The organism is Streptomyces sp. NPDC048297 (genome assembly GCF_043201585.1).
Classification (GTDB): Bacteria; Actinomycetota; Actinomycetes; order Streptomycetales; family Streptomycetaceae; genus Streptomyces.
On the sequence record NZ_JBICZA010000016.1, the window covers coordinates 120,123 to 141,353 of the forward strand.

The window sequence follows — 21,231 nt, forward strand, 5'->3', positions numbered from 1 at the left end:
TGGTGCCGGGTAAGCGGAGCGTGGTTGCGCCCACCCCTCAGCCGAGCGAGTCGGGTGGGTGGGTGGGCGGGAGGGGAGAGAAACCCGGGGTTACTGAAGGTGCCACTTCTGGTTGGACCCGCCCGTGCAGGACCAGATCTGCGCCCTGGCCCCGTTCGCCGACGAGTTGTCCGTCACGTCCAGGCACTTGTCCGCGGCCGTGTTGACGACATCACCGGTGCCGGCGTTGTACGACCACTTCTGCGCGCCGGTGCCGTTGCAGTCGTACAGCTGGACCTTCGCCCCGTTCGCCGTGGAGCCCGACGTCACGTCCAGGCACTTGCCGAGCGCCTGGACCGACCCGTCGGCCTGCACGGTCCACCGCTGTGCCGCGGTGCCGTTGCAGTCCCACAGCTGCACGGCCGTACCGTTCGCGTTCGAACCGCCCGCCACGTCCAGGCACTTGCCGGCCAGGCCCACGAAGGAGCCGGACGAGGCGCCCGTGCCGGACTGGGTCCCCGACCAGGTGAAGGTCGCCGAGGTCCTGCCGGGCAGAGAGTAGGTCGCGTGCTGGGAGCCCCAGTTGATGGTGACCGTCTGCGCCGAGGACGAGCCGTTGTACGCGATCAGCGCCTTGCTGCCGTCCGGGTTCCGCCACGCCACGTTCGGCACGGCCGTGGACGCCGTCGAGGCGATCCGCTCGGCGCCGGGGCGGACGAACTTCGTCAGATGGCCCATGTCGTAGTACTCGACCGTGTAGTCGACGGTGCCGCTCGCCCCGTCGCCGTCGTGCACGGTGACCAGACCGGTGCAGGTGCCGCAACCCCCGTTGTGCGGGCCCATGTTCTGGTCCACCGCGAGGGACCACTTCGTCACCGACTTCGCCCAGTTGCGCGTGTAGTCGATGATGTTGGACATGTCCTCGTGCTGCTGGTCGGCGATCCACGTCCCGCCGGAGTGCTCGGTGCCGAACGCGTCCAGCGAGGGGTACTGGTTGTGCACGGTGGTCTGCTTGGTGATGTCGCCGCCGTAGCCGTGCCAGGCGATCCCGCCGAAGTTGGGGTGGTTGCGGACGGCCGCGTCGTCCACGGTCTGGGCCGCGTAGGAGTCGTAGACGTCCCAGTTCCAGTCGTGCGCCAGCACCTTCGTCGTGAGGCCCGCCGCCTGGAGCTGCGGCAGCAGATCGTTCTTCGTGAAGTAGGCCAGCCCGCTCGCGTTCCAGCTCATCGAGGGATACCCGGAACAGCAGGTCGGTTCGTTCTGCGCGGTGACGTAGGAGACGTCGACGCCCTGGTCCCGGTACGCCTGGAGGTACTTGACGAAGTACGAGGCGTACGCCCCGTAGTCCTCCGCCTTGAGCCAGCCACCGTTCAGCGAGCCGCTGTCCTTCATCCAGGCCGGCGCCGTCCACGGCGAGGCCATCACGGTCAGCGACGGGTTCAGCTGGAGCGCCTGTCTGGTCAGCGGGACGACGTCCGCGAGGTCGTGCGCGATCGAGAACTGGGCCAGGCCCGGGTCGCTCTGGCCCGCCGGCACGTCGTCGTACGTGTAGCCGAAACGCGCGAGATCCGAGGCGCCCATCGGGTTGCGCAGGAACGACAGCCCGATGCCGTCCGTCGGCGAGAACAGCTTGCGCATGGTCGCGTCCCGGGTCGTCTGCGACAGCGCCCCGCTGCTGTTCATCAGCCAGGCCGCGGTGTCCGTGAAGGACGCGCCGCCGCCGGTGAAGGTCTGGTACCGGGTGTTCTCGTCCACGGTGATGTTCTCGCCGCCGCCACCGGACCCGGCCTGGAAGGCGAACGGCGTCTGCGCCTGAAGCCCGCGCACGACGTGCCGGCCGCCCGCGTCGTCCGTGGTGGTGAGCCAGGCCGTCACCTGTTCCCCGGCCGCGTGCGCGGACGGCATGCCGAGGGCCGTGAGCCCGGCGGTGGTCAGCAGTCCGGCCAGAAGCAGCCGGGCCGCGCGCAGGCGTTTTCTCATGGTGCGCCGCCCTTCGTGGGGTGGGGGGATGGAGGGGGGCGTGCGAGGCGTGAGTAAATGACGGCTCGGGCGGGGCGTCAAGGGGGCGCGCATTCATTTCCCGAACACATCATGAACGCACAACTGCCCAATTTCAGCTGCCTGTTGGCTCTGTACCACTTCTGGTGTGAAGTCTTGACGGGCCCCCGGAGGCCTCAGTTAACTCACGACCTGATCTAAGTCATGAGTGAACGAAGAGCCGAGGGAAGGTACATGCGAAGAACCGCCCTGCTCGCCTCCACCGCCCTGCTGACCGCGCTGCTCCCGCTGACCGCGACCGCCGCGACCGCGGCCTCCGGCGCCGATGCCCCGGCCCCCGCCCCCCTCCCCGTCGACCGCTTCGAGGGCGAGGTCCCCTTCGCCGCCCAGCCCGCCGACGGCATCTTCACCTGGGGCGGCGACTCCGACGATCCGCCCTCCCTCGAACTGACCGCCCGCGCCGACGCCCCCGAGGGCGCCAAGGTCCTCACCGGCAGCTACGACATCAGCGGCTACGGCGGCTTCACCCACGACTTCGCGGCCGGCGAGCCCGCCCACGACTGGTCCGCGCACCGGGGCATCCAGTTCTGGTGGGACGGCCAGGACAACGGCAAGAAGATCGCCTTCGAGATCAAGGACGGCGGCGCGAACGGCGAGGCCTCCGAGCTGTGGACGACCTCCTTCACGGACGACTTCACCGGCTGGAAACAGATCCAGATCCCGTTCACCGACTTCACTTATCGCACGGACTACCAGCCCGTCGGCGGCATCGACCACGTCCTCGGCCTCACCCAGATGTGGGGGTACGCCGTCACGCTCCCGGTCGGCGTCAAGGGCCACTTCGCCATGGACGACGTCGAGTTGTACGGCGCGGCCGACCAGTCCCTGCGGGCCCAGGTCACCACCGACGCGGCCGTCCACCCGGTGAAGGAGGGCGACACGGCCACGGTCCAGGTCACCCTCGCCACCACCGGCTCCCAGCCCGTCGACGAGCCGGTGACCGTCACCTACGCCACCGCGGGCGGCACCGCCGAGCCCGGCAAGGACTACACCCCGGTCTCCGGCACCCTCACCTTCCCGGCCGGCACAGCCTCCGGCACCTCACAGGCCGTCCGGGTCCCCACGCTGAAGGACAAGTCCGCCGAGGCCGCGGAGACGATTCCGCTCACGCTCACGGTGACCGGCGCCAAGGCCCCCGCCGAGACCCCGCAGGTCGTCATCGACGCGCACGGGCTGCCGTATCTGAACGACAGACTGCCGGTGAAGAAGCGCGTCGCCGATCTGCTGTCGCGGATGTCCCTCAAGGAGAAGGCCGGGCAGATGACCCAGGCCGAGCGGGGCGGCGTCGGCGACGGAGGCGATGTCGCCGCCTACGACCTCGGCTCGCTCCTGTCCGGCGGCGGCTCCACGCCCACGCCCAACACCCCCGCGGCCTGGGCGAAGATGATCGACGGCTTCCAGCTCCGGGCCCAGGCCACCCGTTTCCAGATCCCGCTGATCTACGGCGTCGACGCGGTCCACGGCCACAACAACCTGGCCGGCGCCACCGTCATGCCGCACAACATCGGCATCGGCGCCACCCGGGATCCCGGCCTCGCCGAGAAGGCGGGCGCGGTGACCGCCGCCGAGGTCCGGGCCACCGGCATCCCCTGGGACTTCGCGCCCTGCCTGTGCGTGAGCCGTGACGAACGCTGGGGCCGCTCCTACGAGTCCTTCGGCGAGGACCCGGCCCTCGTCCAGTCCATGGAGACCGTCATCCAGGGCCTCCAGGGCCGCGCGAACGGCAAGGACCTGAGCCGGGGCGACAAGGTCCTCGCCACCGCCAAGCACTTCGTCGGCGACGGCGGCACCGCGTACGGCTCCTCGACGACCGGGAAGTACACCGTCGACCAGGGCGTCACCACGGTCACCCGGCAGCAGTTGGACGCCATCCACCTGGCGCCGTTCCGCACAGCCGTCGACCGGGGCATCGGCACCGTCATGCCGTCGTACTCCTCGCTCGACATCGTCGGCGACGGGCTGGGCCCCGTGAAGATGCACGCCCGCGCGGACATGATCAACGGTGTCCTCAAGGACCGCATGGGCTTCGACGGCTTCGTCATCAGCGACTGGAACGCCATCGACCAGCTCCCCGGCGACTACCCGGCCCACGTCCGCACGTCCGTGAACGCGGGCGTCGACATGATGATGGTTCCTTACAGCTACAAGGACTTCACGGCCACGCTCATCGACGAGGTGACGGCCGGCCGGATCAGCGAGCGGCGGATCGACGACGCCGTCTCCCGGATCCTGACCCAGAAGTTCAAGCTGGGCCTGTTCGAGCACCCCTACGCCGACACCAGTGGCGCCGCCGCGATCGGCTCGCCGGCCCACCGGCAGGTGGCCCGCCAGGCCGCCGCCGAGTCGCAGGTGCTGCTGAAGAACAGCGGCGGACTGCTGCCGCTGAAGAAGAGCCAGAAGGTGTACGTCGCCGGGTCCAACGCCGACGACATCGGCAACCAGACCGGCGGCTGGACCATCACCTGGCAGGGCTCCTCCGGGAACATCACCAAGGGCACCACCGTCCTCCAGGGCATGCGCGAGGCCGGCGGGAACGTCACCTACTCCAAGGACGCCTCCGCGCCGACCGACGGCTACGACGTGGGGGTGGTCGTCGTCGGCGAGACCCCGTACGCCGAGGGCGTCGGTGACGTCGGCAACGGCCACGACCTCCAGCTGTCCGCCGCCGACAAGGCCGCCGTGGACAAGGTGTGCGCGGCCATGAAGTGCGCGGTGCTGATCGTCTCCGGCCGGCCCCAGCTCATCGGCGACCGGCTCGACGGGATCGACGCGCTGGTCGCCTCCTGGCTCCCCGGCACCGAGGGCGAGGGCGTCGCCGACGTCCTGTACGGCGCGCGGCCCTTCACCGGGCAGCTCCCGGTCACCTGGCCCCGGTCGCAGGAACAGCTGCCGATCAACGTGGGCGACACGTCGTACGACCCGCAGTTCCCCTACGGCTGGGGTCTGACGACGCTCACCAAGGCACCGCGGGGCGGCGACGCGGCCACGCTGCGCGCGCTCGGCGTGGCGGCGGCGTCGGCCGAGCGGTCGGGCTCCGGCCGTGTGGGCCGCGAACTGGTCACCGCGGCGCGGCTGATCGTCCAGCAGAAGGCCGGGCAGCGGATCACGGCGGCGATGGCGAAGCCCTTCGCGGATGCCGACCATCTGCTGCTGACGGGCAACTACGCGAAGGCGGTGCAGAAGCTGGCGGAGGCGTACAAGGCGGCCTGAGCACGACAAGGAAGCCGTAACCGCAAGGCAGCCTGAGGCGGCAAGGGCGGCCCCAGGGGCCAGCAGGGGCCAGCAAGGGGCCGGCAAGGGGCCAGCAAGGGCCGCCCGAGACAGACAAAGCGGCCATCACCACAGCCGGCCCCAACGGTTCCGGGAGGCTTCGGGTAGCGTCGAGACATGAAGGCCGTGCCTCGGACCCGAAGCCTCCCCGCACTCCTGCTGGCCGCGCTCGCGCTGGTCATGGCGACCGTGTTCGCATCCGGTGCGCACGCGGTCACCGGCGTCTCCGCCGTCGCCCAGGCCCTGCGCGAGAGCCCCGTCTACGTCGACCCCGCCGCCGCCGGGCAACTGTCGTCCGCCGACGCCGACGCGCTCGCCCGGAAGATCAAGGACGCGGACAAACCGTTGTTCATCGCGGTCCTGCCGGCCGACTACCCGACCGCGAACCTCTTCTCCCAGCTCCGCGCGGCCACCGGCGTCACCGGCCTGTACGGCATCCGCCTCGGCGACCGGTTCGACGCGCGCGCCGACTCCTCGGTCATGTCGGCCACGGCCCGGCAGAACCTGGTGGCGAGCGTCCAGGGCGAGGACGCCAAGGCGCAGCTCACTGACTTCACCGACCGCGCCCTGCCCACCCTGCGCGGCCACGCCCCCGAGAGCTGGGGCTCCTCCGGCGGTGGCGGGGGAGTGTCCGGTACGGCCCTGATCACCGCGGGCGTGATCGTCGTGGCGGGCGGCGCGGGCGCCTACGCGCTGGTCCGCCGGAGCCGCCGGCGCCGCGCCGAGGAGCAGCGGGCCGCGCTGGAGCGGCTGCGGGTGGTCGTGGACGAGGACATCACCGCCTTCGGCGAGGAACTCGACCGGCTGGAGTTCCATCCGGCCGAGCCGGGAGCCGACGACGCGATGCGCGCGGACTACGAGCGCGCGCTGGACGCGTACGAGAACGCCAAGCAGCGCATGGCGGAGGCCCGCAGACCCGAGGACGTCCGCACGGTCACCGAGGCCCTGGAGGACGGCCGGTTCTCCCTCGCCCTGCTGGCCGCCCGCCGCGAGGGCCGCCCGCTGCCGGAGCGCCGTTCCCCCTGCTTCTTCGACCCGCGCCACGGTCCCTCGGTGGCGGACGCCACCTGGACCCCGCCCGGCGGCAGCCCCCGTCAGGTCCCGGTCTGCGCGGCCGACGCGGCCCGTCTGGCCGACGGCCGTGACCCGGCGGTCCGTGAGGTCGACACCGACTACGGCCGGCGCCCCTACTGGGACGCGGGTCCCGCCTACGGCCCCTGGGCGGGCGGCTACTTCGGCGGCGGCATCCTGCCCGGCCTGCTCGTCGGCACCCTGCTCGGCAGTGCCATGGCCACCCCGTCCTACGCAGCCGACTACGGCTCCGGCTACGGCGACTTCGGCGGCTTCCCGGAGGGCGGCGACGTCACGGGCACCGACTTCGACCCGGGCGACTTCAGCGGCGGCTTCGGGGGCGGCGGCGACTTCGGCGGCGGGGGAGACTTCGGGGGCGGCGACGGCGGCGGCGACTTCGGCGGAGGCTTCTGACCCCGCGCATGACCCCGCGCACGCGCGAGCGCCCGCCCTCCCGTTTCGGGGGAGTGGAGGGCGGGGGCGCGCGGGGTGCGGGAGGTCAGTGGCGGTTCGGGCGCCGTGGGCTCACGCGTTCTTGATGGCCGAGATGTCGAAGTTCAGCTTGATCTTGTCGGAGACGAGGACGCCACCGGTCTCCAGGGCCGCGTTCCAGGTCAGGCCCCACTCGGAGCGCAGGATCTCGGTCTTGCCCTCGAAGCCGACGCGCTCGTTGCCGAACGGGTCCTTCGCGGAGCCGTTGAACTCCAGGTCGATGGAGATCGGCCGGGTGACGCCGAGGATGGAGAGGTCGCCGGTGATCCGGTAGTCGTCGCCGCCGAGGGACTCCGCCTTGGTGGAGCGGAAGGTCATGGTCGGGAACTCGTCGATCTTGAAGAAGTCGGCGGACTTCAGGTGGCCGTCACGGTCGGCGTTGCCGGTCTCGATGCTGTCCATGGTCACGTCGAGCGTGGCCGTCGACTTGGAGGGGTCCGAGCCGTCCAGGTGCAGCGAGCCGGTGAGGTCCTTGAAGCTGCCCTTGACGTTCGTCACCATCGCGTGGCGGGCCACGAAGCCGATCGTGGTGTGGGCCGGGTCGATCGTGTAGTCACCGGTCAGCGCGGACAGGTCGGCGCCGGGTGTGGCGGAGGTGGCGGCGGCCTGCGGGGTTTCCTTGCGGCTGAAGATGCCCATGACGTGCTCCTTGGCGGGGTGGGGACGAACAGTGGCTCCCCTGGGGAAGCCGGACGGCGGGGTCTGTTGAACGTTCAACGAAGTGAACGAGTACGACCGTAGCGGTATTCCGTTTAGTTTTCAACATCATGCGGGGCGTGTCTACACGCTAACCGATAGTCACGCTGTGTGCCCTCTGTTCGACGCGTACATGCGGACGCGCACGTGCGGCCTCGCGCATGGCGGTACGGTGGTGCCTGGCCGCCGTCCGAGACCCCGTGTCACTCAACGGATGGCATGCGCCCTACGCAAATGTCGGGTGACTCTCACATGACGACTTTGTGGCACCTCCACAACGGCGAAGCCCTCTGAGCAGTCGGAACGCCTGCATGCGGTCGTGGTTCTGTTCAGTGGCACCAGGAAAACACTCCGGAGACTGTACGGAGTCGACGGCTCGCATTCCTTGGTGCGCTTCGTAAGGTCGCTACATGACCGTTGTGGAAGAGAAGACGGGTGAGCCGACCGGCGAGCCGACGGACGCCCGCGGACGGGTCGCCGAACTGCACGGGATCCGTGCGCAGGCGGTGGCCGGCCCCAGCGAGAAGGCGACCGACGCGCAGCACGCCAAGGGCAAGCTGACGGCCCGCGAGCGCATCGAGCTGCTCCTGGACCCGGATTCCTTCCAGGAGGTCGAGCAGCTGCGCCGGCACCGGGCGACCGGGTTCGGCCTGGAGGCCAAGAAGCCGTACACCGACGGTGTCATCACCGGCTGGGGCACGGTGGAGGGCCGCACGGTCTTCGTCTACGCCCATGACTTCCGGATCTTCGGCGGCGCCCTCGGTGAGGCCCACGCCACCAAGATCCACAAGATCATGGACATGGCCATCGCGGCCGGTGCGCCGCTGGTCTCCCTGAACGACGGCGCGGGCGCCCGTATCCAGGAGGGCGTCTCCGCCCTCGCCGGCTACGGCGGCATCTTCCAGCGCAACACGAAGGCCTCGGGTGTCATCCCGCAGATCTCCGTGATGCTCGGTCCGTGCGCGGGCGGCGCGGCCTACTCGCCGGCCCTCACGGACTTCGTCTTCATGGTCCGCGAGACCTCGCAGATGTTCATCACCGGCCCGGACGTCGTCAAGGCGGTCACCGGTGAGGAGATCACCCAGAACGGCCTCGGCGGCGCCGACGTGCACGCCGAGACCTCCGGCGTCTGCCACTTCGCGTACGACGACGAGGAGACCTGCATCGCCGAGGTGCGCTACCTCCTGTCGCTGCTGCCGCAGAACAACCGCGAGAACCCGCCGCGTGTGGAGTCCTCCGACCCGGTGGACCGCCGCAGCGACGTCCTGCTCGACCTGGTCCCGGCCGACGGCAACCGGCCGTACGACATGGCCAAGGTCATCGAGGAGATCGTCGACGACGGCGAGTACGTCGAGGTCCACGAGCGCTGGGCCCGCAACATCATCTGCGCGATGGGCCGCCTGGACGGCCAGGTCGTCGGCATCATCGCCAACCAGCCGCAGGTCCTCGCCGGCGTCCTGGACATCGAAGCGAGTGAAAAAGCTGCGCGCTTCGTTCAGATGTGTGACGCTTTCAATATCCCGATCGTGACTTTCCTGGACGTACCGGGGTTCCTCCCCGGTGTCGACCAGGAGCACGGCGGGATCATCCGTCACGGCGCGAAACTCCTCTACGCCTACTGCAACGCGACCGTGCCGCGGATTTCGCTGATCCTGCGCAAGGCGTACGGAGGTGCCTACATCGTCATGGACTCCCAGTCGATCGGCGCCGACCTCACCTACGCCTGGCCGACGAACGAGATCGCCGTCATGGGCGCGGAAGGTGCCGCCAACGTCATCTTCCGCCGTCAGATCGCCGAGGCCGAGGACCCCGAGGCGATGCGGCAGAAGATGGTCAAGGAGTACAAGGCCGAGCTCATGCACCCGTACTACGCGGCGGAGCGCGGCCTGGTGGACGACGTGATCGACCCCGCGGACACCCGCGAGGTCCTGATCAAGTCCCTGGCCATGCTGCAGTCGAAGCACGCCGACCTGCCCTCGCGCAAGCACGGCAACCCCCCGCAGTAACCGGCCGGACCCGCCGCGGCAACCCCGCGGACCCTTTCCTCACGGAGACTGACACCCATGAGCACTCCCGACATCCGCGTCGAAAAGGGCCACGCCGAGCCCGAGGAAGTCGCCGCCATCACGGCGGTCCTCCTGGCCCGCGCGGCCGCCCAGCCCGCGACCCCGACCCATCACGCCCGCCCCAGGGCGGGCTGGCGCCGCCTGGAGCGCGAGGGCGGCTTCCGCGCCCCGCACAGCTGGCATTAGCCCGCGCCGCTGAGCGCCGCTCGGCCGGTTCGAGAAGGGCCCCTCTCTTCCCGGAGAGGGGCCCTTCAGCATGCCCAAGGGGCGCGGGGAACTGCGCGGCAAGCCAAAGGGCTGCCCGCGGACGGCATGTGACCGTCGGGGCAGCCCTTTGGCCGGAGCTAGCGGAGCCGCGCCATCAGCGCGTGCTCCACGAGGGTGATCAACGCCGACTTCGCATCGGCCCGATGCCTCGCGTCCGTCGTGATGATCGGGGTGTCCGGGCCGATCTGGAGCGCCTCGCGGACCTCTTCGGGGTTGTACGGCTGGTTGCCGTCGAAGCCGTTGAGGGCGATGACGAAGGGCAGGCCCGAGTTCTCGAAGTAGTCGACCGCGGGGAAGCAGTCGGCGAGGCGCCGGGTGTCGACCAGGACGATGGCGCCGATCGCGCCGCGTACCAGGTCGTCCCACATGAACCAGAAGCGGTCCTGGCCGGGGGTGCCGAACAGGTACAGGATCAGGTCCTGGTCGAGGGTGATGCGGCCGAAGTCCATGGCCACCGTGGTGGTGGTCTTGTCCCCGGTGTGGGTGAGGTCGTCGATGCCGGCCGACGCGGACGTCATCACGGCCTCTGTGCGCAGCGGGTTGATCTCCGAGACGGCGCCGACGAACGTGGTCTTGCCCACGCCGAAGCCGCCCGCCACCACGATCTTCGCTGAGGTGGTGGAGCGGGAAGGACCGCCGCTAGAGCTTGCGAAGTCCACTGAGCACCCTTTCGAGCAGTGTCACGTCTGGCTGGCCACCGGCGTTCTCTTCGCCGCCGGGCTGATGGATGGCGACCAGGCCCGCCTCCGCCAAGTCGGCGACGAGGATCCTGGCCACGCCGAGGGGAATGGTCAGCAACGCCGAGATCTCGGCTACCGACTTGATCTCCCGGCAGAGGTGGCAGATCCGCTGATGCTCGGGCAACTGGCCCTGCATCTGGTGCGGCTGCGCGGTGGTGTGTACCAGCGCCTCGATGGCGAGCTGGTAACGCGGGCGGGTCCGTCCGCCGGTCATGGCGTACGGACGCACCAGGGGGTTGTTGGCCGCGGCGACCGGCGCCGGCTCGGGACGGCGCTGCGGCTGCACCGGCTGGATCCGCGGGGCCGGCGGCTGGTCGTACGGCGACGGGCCGGGGCCCTGCGGCGCGTACGGGTGCCGGTGGGTCGGGACGGAGGGGAAGTTGTACGGGTTCGCCGAGCCGCCGTCCTGGCCCTGCGCGGGGCCGTACGACCAGTTGCCCGAAGACGAACCGCCTGGGGGTGTTGCCACTTTCTCCTCCTCCGACTGTGCCGTGCACCCATCCCTGTGGAGCCGCGTCCCGAAACCTTACGGCCCCGGAACGCGAATACGCACCGTCCGCTTGCTAGTTGAGAAGGCTCCCCTGGAGCTCCGCACGGAGATCCGGGGTCAGGACCGTACCCGCACGGTCCACGAGGAGGGCCATCTCGTACCCAATGAGTCCGATGTCCGCTTCCGGGTGGGCCAGTACCGCGAGCGACGAACCGTCGGATACGGACATGATGAAGAGGAATCCCCGCTCCATCTCCACAACCGTCTGGTTCACGGCGCCCCCTTCGAAGATCCGGGAGGCGCCTGCTGTCAGCGACGTCAGACCGGACGCGACGGCCGCGAGCTGATCGGCGCGGTCGCGGGGGAAGCCTTCGGACATCGCCAGAAGGAGTCCGTCGGCGGAGACCACCACGGTGTGGGACACCCCCGGGGTGTTGTCCACGAAGTTGGTGATCAACCAGTTCAGGTTCTGTGCCGCCTGGCTCATCGGGCTCACACTAACGCTCCTGGTTGTAGGTGCTGTCAGGACCACTGTGCTGGTTTCCAGTGGCCTGGCCGTTCGTTTCACTGCCTGCGTTGCGTCCGCGCTGGACACCTCGACGCAGGTTGCTCAGCCTGCCCCGGATGTCCTCCGGGGCGCGGGAGACCTGGGGGCCTCCCTGAGGGGTGCTCTCGGCCGTTCCCTCGACCAGGTTGGCCTTGGGTACCCGCCGCGGCAGACCGGAGGCGGTGACCCCGCCTGCCTTGGGCCTGCGGAGCTGTGAAGCCTGCTGCCAGCGCTCGTCGTTGGCCGAACGCCAGCTGCTGTCACCGTTGCCCGCAGTGGTTCCCGCAGCGGGAGCCGGCGCCTCCTGCGACGGACGAGCCGTGCCGTTCGAGCCGTTCGAGCCGCTCGCGCCGTTCGGTCCGCCGGCGACGGAGCCGCGGCGGGGAAGCCCGGCGTCCGTCAGCTGGTGGCCGACGGGAGAAGCCGGTCCCGGACGGTCGAAGCCTACGCGGTTCCGCTCACTCGCGTCACCGGCCTGCGACGATTCCGCTTCCGGAGCGTACTGGTTCGAGTAGTCGTTCGGGTAGCCGTTCTGCTGCGGCCAGTCGTCCTGGTAGGACGGGCTCTCGTAGGTGCCGAAGGCGTCGGACGCGGAGGCGTGCGTGGGCGCGGGGTCCTCCTGCGCGGACTCCGCATACGCCGGCTCGGGGTATCCGCCGTTGCCGGAGAAGCCCTCCTGCTGCCTCACACCGCCGTTCGGCGCGAAGTACTGGTCGTCGTACGGCTTGGCGTACGACTCCTCGTACGACTCCTCGTACGCCTGCTGCGGCTGCTGCGGCTGCTCCTGGTAGCCCTGACGGCCGTCCAAGCCGGGCTGCTCGGTGTAGCCCGCGGTGCCGCCGTCGATAGCCTGCTGTCCAGTGCCGAAGGCCTGCTGCCCGCCGTCGAAAGCCTGCTGTCCGCCGTCAAAGGCCTGCTGTCCGCCGCCAAAGGCCTGCCGGCCGGTGTCGAACGGGTCCGCGTAGCCGGGCTGTTCGCCGGTCTCCTCGGGTCCGCCGGGCTGCTGGCCGTGGGTCTGGGCCTCCAGTGCGGCGCGGCGCTCCTCGCGCATCAGGGAGCGGCCCACCGGGTCCAGGTCACGCAGGTCGTCCGGGACCTCGGTGTACTGGCTGTCGTCGAAGCCGAGTTCGGCGGCGGTGCGCATCGGCTCCGGCTGACCGAAGCTCTCACCCGGGAACGGCTGCTCCGGGATGATCTGCGAGACCGTGAACTCCTCGCGCTCCAGCGGTACTTCGCCGCCACCGCCGTGCGTGATCGCGTCCGGCAGCATGACCAGGGAGGTCGTGCCGGCCTGCTCGCCCGAGGGGCGCAGCTGGACGCGGATGCCGTGCCGGTCGGACAGCCGGCCGACCACGAACAGGCCCATGCGCTGCGAGATCGCGGCGTCCACGGTCGGCGGGTTGGCCAGCTTGTGGTTGATGTCCGCGAAGTCCTCGGCGGTGAGGCCGATGCCCTTGTCGTGGATCTCGACCATGACGCGGCCGTCGGGCAGCCGGGTCGCGGTGACGCGGACCTTGGTCTGCGGGGAGGAGAACGTGGTGGCGTTCTCCAGCAGCTCGGCGAGCAGGTGCACCAGGTCGGTGACCGCGCGGCCGTGGATCTCGGCCTCCGGGACGCCCGACAGCTCGATGCGCTCGTACTGCTCCACCTCGGAGGAGGCGGCGCGCAGCACGTCGATCAGCGGGACCGGCTGGTCCCAGCGGCGGCCGGGCTCCTCGCCGGCGAGGACCAGCAGGTTCTCGCCGTTGCGGCGCATACGGGTGGCCAGGTGGTCCAGCTTGAAGAGGTTCTCCAGCTGGTCCGGGTCGGCCTCGTTGTTCTCCAGGTCGGTGATCAGGGTCAACTGGCCCTCGATCAGCGACTGGTTGCGGCGCGACAGGTTGGTGAAGATCGCGTTGATGTTGCCGCGGAGCAGGGCCTGCTCGGAGGCGAGCCGGACCGCCTCGCGGTGGACCTGGTCGAAGGCGCGGGCGACCTCGCCGATCTCGTCCTTGGTGTGGATCGGGATCGGGGCGACCCGGGTGTCGACCCGGCCGGGATCGGTGCGCGAGAGCTGGTCGACCAGCATCGGCAGGCGCTGCTCGGCGATGCCGAAGGCGGCGTTGCGCAGCTGGCGCATCGAGCGGCTCATCTGGCGGGCCACCGCGCCGGCCAGGACGAACGCGAGGAGCAGGGCGATGACGACGGCCGCGCCGGTGGTGATCGCCGAGACCTTGGCGTCGTCGGCGATGCTGGAGGCCTCGTTCACCGCCTTGTCGGCCATGTCCGACTCGATCGAGCGGTAGGCGTTGAACTTGAGGGTGTTGACCGCCCACCAGTTCTCGGGGGTGATGCCCTGCTGGGCGAGCGCCAGGCGGTCGGCGGGGTCCGTCGACTTCAGCTGGGCGAGGGCCGTGACCATGTCCGTGGGGTTGGACGGCGGGGCCACGAACGCCGGGTTCTTGGCCTTCGCCTCGCGGACCATCGCCGCGGCCTTGGCCTCGATGTCGTTCTTCTCCGCGTCCAGCCGGTCCGCGTCGGCCTGGGTGCCACCGCCGAGGTACTCCTCGGAGGCGATGCCCTCCAGGTACGCGTAGGACGCGAGGGCGGTGCGCTGGCTCGCCAGGTTGGGCGCGTCCGGACCCGGCTTGACCAGCATGCGCATGCCGATCGAGCGCTCCAGGGACAGCGCGGCCTTGGTGAGCGAGATGGCGTAGACGGTACGGCCGTAGGAGGTGATGTTTCCGGTGCCCAGGCCCAGCTCGTTGGCGAACTCCATGAGCGGGTGGGCGACCTTGACGTAGCCCTCCTCGGTCTGGACGCCGGTGAACTTGGAGGTGAAGGCTTCCTGGCGCAGCGTCTGCAGGAAGGGCTCCGCGCCGCGGAACAGTTTCAGGCGGCGCTCCAGGCCGGCCTTGTGCGGCATGTTCAGCGCGGCCTGGTCGAAGGCGTCGGCAGCCGCGTTGGTCGCGCTGCGGGCCGCGGTGACGGCCTGCTTGTCCTCGGCGGTGGCGGCCTTGCCCTTCAGCAGGGGCGCGGTGGTGCTGTCGCGCTCGCTGTAGAGGGCGTCCGCGTAGGACAGCGAGGCCCGCACGAGGCGGGCGGTGTTCTCGGCGTCCTGCGCGTTCTGCCAGGTGTCGATCGAGTTCTTCACCTGGAAGCCGCCCATGACGAGGCCGACGATCACAGGTATGAGCAGGATCGCGTTCAGACGGGTCGGCACCCGCCAGTTGCGCGGCGAGAAACGGCCGCCGCCGGACGCGGGAGTGGCCCCGGGATCCGCTCCGGACACCACGGGGGAGGGCGCCGCGGCGCGCGGCGGCGGGGTGAAGTTGCCCCGCGCCGACGGCTCGGGACCGTTCTTGCTTCGCCTCACTCGACCAACAACCTCTCGGCGGTCGGCACCTACGTCGTGCCGCAGTCTCTCAGAGCCCGGTTCGCCATCGACCACTCAGTACGTCATCTGCTCAGTGACCACTCAGTAGGTCATCGGCCCATGGGCGGTTCAGGCATTCCAGCACGGGGTCCAGCGCATATCCAAACACTGGAAACCCCTGGACGACGCTGCCGAAAGTCCCAGATAAAACGGTCATAAAGAGTGAGGTCCGGCAAAAGGCCGAGTGATTGTGAGCGCAGCGACATCACATGACCGCGTCGTGTGGTGAAGCCGCGGGATTCCTCTGCCGAACCGTTATGAACACCGGAGCCGACCGTGTCAAAGGCCACAGTCGGCTCCGTATGCGTTTACGGCAACTGCCGTACGGCGCGTAGCACTTGAGTGCTACCGCAGGCGGGCCATCAGCGCGTGCTCCACCAGCGTGATCAGCGCGCTCTTGGCGTCCGAGCGGTGGCGGGCGTCCGTCGTGATGATGGGTGCGTCGGGCCCGATCTGCAGCGCCTCGCGCACCTCCTCCGGGGCGTAGGGCTGATGCCCGTCGAAGCCGTTGAGGGCGATGACGAAGGGCAGGCCCGAGTTCTCGAAGTAGTCGACCGCGGGGAAGCAGTCCGCGAGGCGCCGGGTGTCCACGAGCACCACCGCGCCGATCGCGCCGCGCACCAGGTCGTCCCACATGAACCAGAAGCGGTCCTGGCCGGGGGTGCCGAACAGGTACAGGATCAGGTCCTGGTCGAGGGTGATGCGGCCGAAGTCCATGGCCACCGTGGTGGTGGTCTTGTCCCCGGTGTGGGTGAGGTCGTCGATGCCGGCCGACGCGGACGTCATCACGGCCTCTGTGCGCAGCGGGTTGATCTCCGAGACGGCGCCGACGAACGTGGTCTTGCCCACGCCGAAGCCGCCCGCCACCACGATCTTCGCCGAGGTGGTGGCCCGGCCCGCGTCAGAGCTTGCGAAGTCCACTGAGCACCCTTTCGAGCAGCGTCACATCCGGAGCGCCACCGTTGTTCTCGTCGCCTCCAGGCTGGTGGATGGCGACCAGGCCGGCCTCGGCGAGGTCGGCCACCAGGATCCGGGCCACACCGAGCGGCATGGCAAGCAGTGCCGACACCTCGGCGACCGACTTGACCTCGCGGCACAGGTGGCAGATGCGCTGGTGCTCAGGGAGCAGTCCCATCAGCGCTGCCGGGTCGGCCGTGGTGCTGATCAGTGCCTCGATGGCGAGCTGGTAGCGCGGCCGGGTCCGGCCGCCGGTCATCGCGTACGGACGTACCAGCGGCTGGTCGCCCTCATCCCCGTACGGCTCCGCGTACGGGTCATGAGAGGCGGTGGGCGGGGTCATGAATCTCCTCCGGGCGGGACAGCAAGCTGGTCAGTCGAGCCATCGGACGGGGCCGGTGGGGGGATTGTGGCGGCCTGACGGTTGTTTCGTGAGGTGGGTGGTGCCGGACAGGTCAGTGGAGCAGACTGCCTTGGAGTTCGGCGCGCAGGTCCGGGGTGAGTACCGCCCCCGCGCGGTCGACGAGCAGAGCCATCTCATAGCCGACGAGGCCGATGTCGCACTCGGGGTGGGCCAGCACCGCGAGGGACGACCCGTCCGAGACGGACATGAGGAAGAGGAAGCCGCGCTCCATCTCGACGACGGTCTGCGCCACGTTGCCGCCCTCGAAGATCCGGGAGGCCCCGGCCGTCAGCGAGGTGAGCCCGGAGGCGACCGCCGCCAGCTGGTCCGCGCGGTCCCGCGGGAACCCTTCGGACATCGCCAGCAGAAGGCCGTCGGCCGAGACCACCACCGTGTGCGACACCCCGGGGGTGTTGTCCACGAAATTGGTGATCAACCAGTTCAGGTTCTGTGCCGCCTGGCTCATCGGACTCAACTAACGCTCCTGCTGGTGAGTGGGGCTCGGGAAGCTGCCGGTCTGGCCGCTGCCGGCCTGACGGCCCTGAGCGATACCCCGACGGAGGTTGGTCAGCCGGCCGCGCACGTCGTCGGGCGCACGCGAGACCGCCGGACCGTTCTGGTTCTGCTGCTGCTGAGCGGTGCCCGGGACCAGGTTCGCCCGGGGGACCCGGCGCGGCAGGCCGGAGGTGGTGATGCCGCCCGCCGCCGGCTGCCGGACGCGCTCCGCCTGCCGGACGAGTTCGTCGTTCGGAGAAGTGCGCCAGTTGCCGGTGCCGGGCGCCGGACGCTGCGGACCCGACGCGGGCGCCGGTGTCTGCTGCTGCGGGGTCGCCTGGGCCGGTCCCGGCTGGCCGCCCTGCGGGCCGCCGTGGAACCAGTTGGTCTCGAGAGTGTCGTACAGCGGGGTACGGCCGTCGCCCGCGCCGGTGGCCGGCGGCAACTCCCAGTTGCCACCCGGCCGGCGCCCGTCGTCGGGCCCCTGTGCGGGGCCCGCGTTCTCGGGTTCGCGGCGGGGGGCCGGGCGCTGCGGGGCCGGCGGGCGCGGGGCGCCGAAGTCGGCGGGTCCGCCCTGCTGCGGCCGCTCGTACGGGCCGGCCTGGGCGGCCGGCGCGGGGCCCTGGGCCCGGTGGCCGGGCAGCGCGTGCTGGCCGGTGGAGCCGCCGTCGTACGCCTGCGGAGCGGCGAACTGGCCCGTGCCCTGCGGGTCCTGGCGCGCGGGAGCCGGCGTACCGAAGACGTCGGAGCGCACGTACCCACCGCTGTTGTCCTGCTGGCCGTAGCCCTGCGGGGCGTCGGAGCGCTGGAACTGGCCGGTGTTCTGCGGGACTTCGGGGCGCTGGAACTGGCCGGTGTTCTGCGGGACTTCGGGGCGCTGGAACTGGCCGGTGTTCTGCGGGACTTCAGGACGCTGGAACTGGCCGGTCTGCTGCGGGGCGTCGAAGCCGGGGTCGGCGAACTGGCCCGTGTTCTGCGGGGCGTTGAAGCCGTTCACGTCCTGGCGGGGGAACTCGCCCGTGGCGGACGGGTCCTGCGCGTCGATCCGGGGTATCTCCGCGGTCGAGCCCGGCCCCTGCCGGTCGTCGACGCGCGGCATCCGGGCGGTGTGCGACGGGGCCTGCTCGTCGTGGCCGCGCGGGGTGTCCAGGGAGGCGGGCGACAGCGGGACCTGGCCGTTGTCGCTCCAGTCCGCGGTGCGCGACTGCGGGCCACCGGGCAGCTCGGCCCGCGGGCCGCCGCGCGGCGGGAGCTGGGGCTGCCGGCCCTGGTCCGAGGCGCCCGCGCCACCGCGCTGCGGAGCCTGGCCGCGACCGCCGAAGACGTCCTGCTGCGGCCCGTCGAGGTGCGCGGCCTGCAGGCCCTGCGGGGCCCCCGGCACCTGACCGGCGTCGAAGGCACCGGCACCCGCCGGGGTGCGGCCCTGCTGGGGCGCACCCGGACCCTGCGGACCACGCGGGCCGCCGGGCGCACCCGGGCGTCCGCCCGGTCCGGAGCCGGGCAGCGCGGCCCGCGGACCCTGGCCGGCACCGACCTGGCCGCGCGGACCGGATCCGCCGAGGAGTCCACCGGAGGGCGCGCCGCCGAGGGCGCCGCCCTGACCGCCGCCGTTGCCCCGGCGCGCGGCGGCGGCACCGGCCTGCGCGGCGGCGGGACCACCGTTCTGCGCCGGAGCGCCGGGCTTGCCCGGAGCGGGCTTCCGGCCGCCCTGGGCGACGTCGACGGGCAGCATGACCAGCGCGGTCGTACCACCGGAGTCGGACGGGCGCAGCTGGATGCGGATGCCGTGCCGCTGCGACAGCCGGCCGACCACGAAGAGGCCCATGCGGCGGGAGACGGAGACGTCCACCGTGGGCGGCGAGGCGAGCCGCTCGTTGATCGCCGCGAGGTCCTCGGGGGACAGGCCGATACCGGTGTCGTGGATCTCGATCAGGACGCGGCCGTCGGGCAGCGCGTGACCGGTGACCTTGACCTTGGTCTGCGGCGAGGAGAAGGAGGTCGCGTTCTCGAGCAGCTCGGCGAGCAGGTGCACGAGGTCGTTGACGACGCGGCCGGCGACCTCGGTGGTCGGGACCGAGGCCAGCTCGATGCGCTCGTACTGCTCCACCTCGGAGGCGGCGGCACGGAGCACGTCGACCAGCGGGACCGGGCGGGTCCAGCGACGGCCGGGCTCCTCGCCCGCGAGGACGAGGAGGTTCTCACCGTTACGGCGCATACGCGTCGCGAGGTGGTCGAGCTTGAACAGCGAGGACAGCTGGTCCGGGTCGGCCTCGCGGGACTCCAGCTCGGAGATGAGCGAGAGCTGACGCTGGATCAGACCCTGGGAGCGGCGCGAGAGGTTGGTGAACATCGCGTTGACGTTGCCCCGCAGCAGGGCCTGCTCGGCGGCGAGGCGGACCGCCTCGCGGTGCACGTCGTCGAAGGCCGCGGCCACCTGGCCGATCTCGTCCCGGGAGTGCACACCGACCGACTCCACGGACGTGTCGACGTCCTGCGGGTCGGACTCGGAGAGCTGCTTGACCAGCTCGGGCAGCCGGTCCTGGGCGACCTTGGTCGCGGTGTCCTGCAGCCGGCGCAGCGAGCGGATCATGGAGCGGGCCACGACGAAGGCGCCGACCAGCGAGACGCCGAGCACGAGCAGGATCAGCGCACCGGAGATGATCGCCTCCTGCTCGGAGGACGACTTCAGCTCGCGGGCCTTCTGCTCCATGTCCTCGAGCAGCGTGTGCTCGATGTTCTTCATCTGCTGGATCTTGGAGGAGCTGTCGTCCACCCAGTCCAGGTAGGACCGCTTCTGCAGACCCGCGAGGCCGTCCTTGCCGGCGAGGGCGCGCTCGGCGTACTTGTCCGCGGCCTGGATCGTGGGGTTGTTCCCGTCGATCGGCTTCAGGAGCGTCTCGGCGTCCTGGGTCGAGTAGACCTTGCGGAAGATGGCGATCTGCGAGTTCTCGCTGTCGTACGCCGACTGGCCGTAGAGGCGGTCGTTCTCGGACAGGTGGCCCGCTTCGGTGCTGTTGGCGGGCAGGGCCGCGGCGATGACGGCGCGCTGGACCGACGCGTACTCCTTGGCGGTGGAGAAGGCCGCCAGGGCGCGGGTGCGCTGGATCATCTCGGGGTTGCTGGACGCCTCCGCCATGGACTGGGAGAGGTCGATCAGCTGGGTGATCAGACGGTGGTACGACTCGATGGTCTGCGCCGAGTTGTCGTGCGACTTGTAGGCGCCCTGCCGGATCTTCGCCACGGTCTGCAGCTGGGCGATCAGGCCGACGACGTTGTCGCGCACGCCCCGGAGCTGACCGTTCTTGCTCGCCTCGTCGATCGCCTCGGAGGCGTCCTCGAAGTTCTGGGCGGCGCGGTCCGTCTTCTGCTGCAGGCCCTTGACGGAGTAGTTGGTGCCCTTCAGACCGTGCGCCAGGGGGCCGGCGGTCTGGTCGCGCTCCTCCTGGAGCGCCGCGGCCAGCTCGGTGGCCTGCTTGGTCATCTCCGTCAGCAGCTTCATGTTGTCGAGCTGCTGGATGTCGTTCATGGAGTCGCTGATGCGCAGGGCGCCCAGCGAGGTGGCCGCGACCACGGGAAGCGCGAGAAGCGAGACCAGACGCGTGGAGATGCGCCAGTTGCGCAGGGCCACGCGCGAGCCGGGGCCGACCGGGCCCCTGGCCGCCTTCGCCGCCGGTGCCGGGTTCGCGGACCCGGTCGTGCCCGCCGGGCCGGACGTGCCGGGGCGCCCGGAGCGCTCACCGCCGTCGCCGGGCGGGGCCGCGGCCGGGTTGTGGGCGTGCTGGGGCGAGGCACCACGGTCGGTCCCGCCGTGCGGCTCCGGCTCCGCCGAAGCGCTGCCATCCCTCTTGAATCGTCCCTGCACTAGCGTCGCAACCTCTGAACCAGGCACCCCTCCGCGCAAGCGGAGAGACACGGTGTCGGCGTTGTGGAGAGCGCCCTGAACGCGCCCCCCTGTTGGTCTTGAGTGACCGGCGCTGGTTCCCCCTATCTCGCCGTCGCTCGGCGCGGTGTTGCGCCCCCCGTGCGCCGGTTCGATCCTGCGGCGGTCCGTGGAATTCCAGCACAGTGCCGGATCTCCAACAAGGGCCATAGCCCTAGCTGTGACCTCTGTGACCGGGTGTGAGTCCGCTGTCACGAAGCGTGGAAGCCCTTCCCCCACAAAGCGGACGTTTCCCTGCGAGTCGCGGATCCGTGCCGCGTGTCCCAGTCGCCATGATCAGGAGCGGAATGATGGCTTCAGTGAGTCAATGTCCGTTTCGCTGGGGCGAATTGACTGTCTGAATTG

14 protein-coding genes are annotated in these 21,231 nt (G+C 70.6%); 4 read left to right on the plus strand and 10 right to left on the minus strand.

Annotated features, from left to right (window positions below; translation table 11 throughout):
• Positions 1-90: 90 nt before the first annotated feature.
• Positions 91-1,959, minus strand: coding sequence for a ricin-type beta-trefoil lectin domain protein (locus ACGFYV_RS19490; RefSeq protein WP_393879637.1), 1,869 nt, complete (start codon positions 1,957-1,959; stop codon positions 91-93).
• Positions 1,960-2,211: 252 nt separating this feature from the next.
• Between ACGFYV_RS19490 and ACGFYV_RS19495 the strand changes: the two genes are divergently transcribed.
• Both ACGFYV_RS19495 and ACGFYV_RS19500 read left to right on the plus strand, forming a co-directional pair.
• Positions 2,212-5,247: a carbohydrate binding domain-containing protein gene (locus tag ACGFYV_RS19495; RefSeq protein ID WP_393879638.1), complete on the plus strand. Its 3,036-nt coding sequence runs from the start codon at positions 2,212-2,214 to the stop codon at positions 5,245-5,247.
• A 177-nt stretch (positions 5,248-5,424) separates the two neighbouring features.
• On the plus strand, positions 5,425-6,792 hold the full coding sequence (locus tag ACGFYV_RS19500) for a hypothetical protein (protein ID WP_393879639.1): 1,368 nt from the start codon (positions 5,425-5,427) through the stop codon (positions 6,790-6,792).
• A 111-nt stretch (positions 6,793-6,903) separates the two neighbouring features.
• On the opposite strand, the gene ACGFYV_RS19505 is transcribed toward ACGFYV_RS19500, so the two are convergent.
• On the minus strand, positions 6,904-7,509 hold the full coding sequence (locus ACGFYV_RS19505) for a YceI family protein (protein WP_393879640.1): 606 nt from the start codon (positions 7,507-7,509) through the stop codon (positions 6,904-6,906).
• Positions 7,510-7,976: 467 nt separating this feature from the next.
• Between ACGFYV_RS19505 and ACGFYV_RS19510 the strand changes: the two genes are divergently transcribed.
• Positions 7,977-9,572: an acyl-CoA carboxylase subunit beta gene (locus ACGFYV_RS19510; RefSeq protein ID WP_393879641.1), complete on the plus strand. Its 1,596-nt coding sequence runs from the start codon at positions 7,977-7,979 to the stop codon at positions 9,570-9,572.
• Positions 9,573-9,629: 57 nt separating this feature from the next.
• Entirely contained in the window at positions 9,630-9,818 is a 189-nt protein-coding gene (locus ACGFYV_RS19515; protein ID WP_393879642.1) for an acyl-CoA carboxylase subunit epsilon, read from the plus strand.
• A 158-nt stretch (positions 9,819-9,976) separates the two neighbouring features.
• Here ACGFYV_RS19515 and ACGFYV_RS19520 read toward each other — a convergent pair whose 3' ends face one another.
• The 8 genes from ACGFYV_RS19520 to ACGFYV_RS19555 form a co-directional block, all read right to left on the minus strand.
• Positions 9,977-10,558 (minus strand): ATP/GTP-binding protein, encoded by a 582-nt coding sequence (locus ACGFYV_RS19520; protein ID WP_046729246.1) that lies wholly within the window; start codon positions 10,556-10,558, stop codon positions 9,977-9,979.
• A complete protein-coding gene (locus ACGFYV_RS19525; protein ID WP_393879643.1) occupies positions 10,539-11,108 on the minus strand; it encodes a DUF742 domain-containing protein in 570 nt (189 codons plus the stop codon). The genes ACGFYV_RS19520 and ACGFYV_RS19525 overlap by 20 nt, the downstream gene beginning before the upstream one ends.
• A gap of 94 nt (positions 11,109-11,202) precedes the next feature.
• Positions 11,203-11,616, minus strand: coding sequence for a roadblock/LC7 domain-containing protein (locus ACGFYV_RS19530; RefSeq protein ID WP_003993185.1), 414 nt, complete (start codon positions 11,614-11,616; stop codon positions 11,203-11,205).
• Positions 11,617-11,626: 10 nt separating this feature from the next.
• On the minus strand, positions 11,627-15,031 hold the full coding sequence (locus ACGFYV_RS19535; protein WP_393879644.1) for a nitrate- and nitrite sensing domain-containing protein: 3,405 nt from the start codon (positions 15,029-15,031) through the stop codon (positions 11,627-11,629).
• 405 nt (positions 15,032-15,436) lie between these two features.
• Positions 15,437-16,012: an ATP/GTP-binding protein gene (locus ACGFYV_RS19540; RefSeq protein ID WP_393879645.1), complete on the minus strand. Its 576-nt coding sequence runs from the start codon at positions 16,010-16,012 to the stop codon at positions 15,437-15,439.
• Positions 15,993-16,391, minus strand: coding sequence for a DUF742 domain-containing protein (locus ACGFYV_RS19545; protein WP_019058642.1), 399 nt, complete (start codon positions 16,389-16,391; stop codon positions 15,993-15,995). The genes ACGFYV_RS19540 and ACGFYV_RS19545 overlap by 20 nt, the downstream gene beginning before the upstream one ends.
• Before the next feature lie 112 nt (positions 16,392-16,503).
• Positions 16,504-16,917 carry a roadblock/LC7 domain-containing protein gene (locus ACGFYV_RS19550; RefSeq protein WP_003973453.1) on the minus strand — a complete coding sequence of 138 codons (414 nt, stop codon included), beginning with the start codon at positions 16,915-16,917 and terminating at the stop codon, positions 16,504-16,506.
• Positions 16,918-16,926: 9 nt separating this feature from the next.
• Entirely contained in the window at positions 16,927-20,808 is a 3,882-nt protein-coding gene (locus ACGFYV_RS19555) for a nitrate- and nitrite sensing domain-containing protein (protein ID WP_393879646.1), read from the minus strand.
• Between the last annotated feature and the right edge of the window lie 423 nt (positions 20,809-21,231).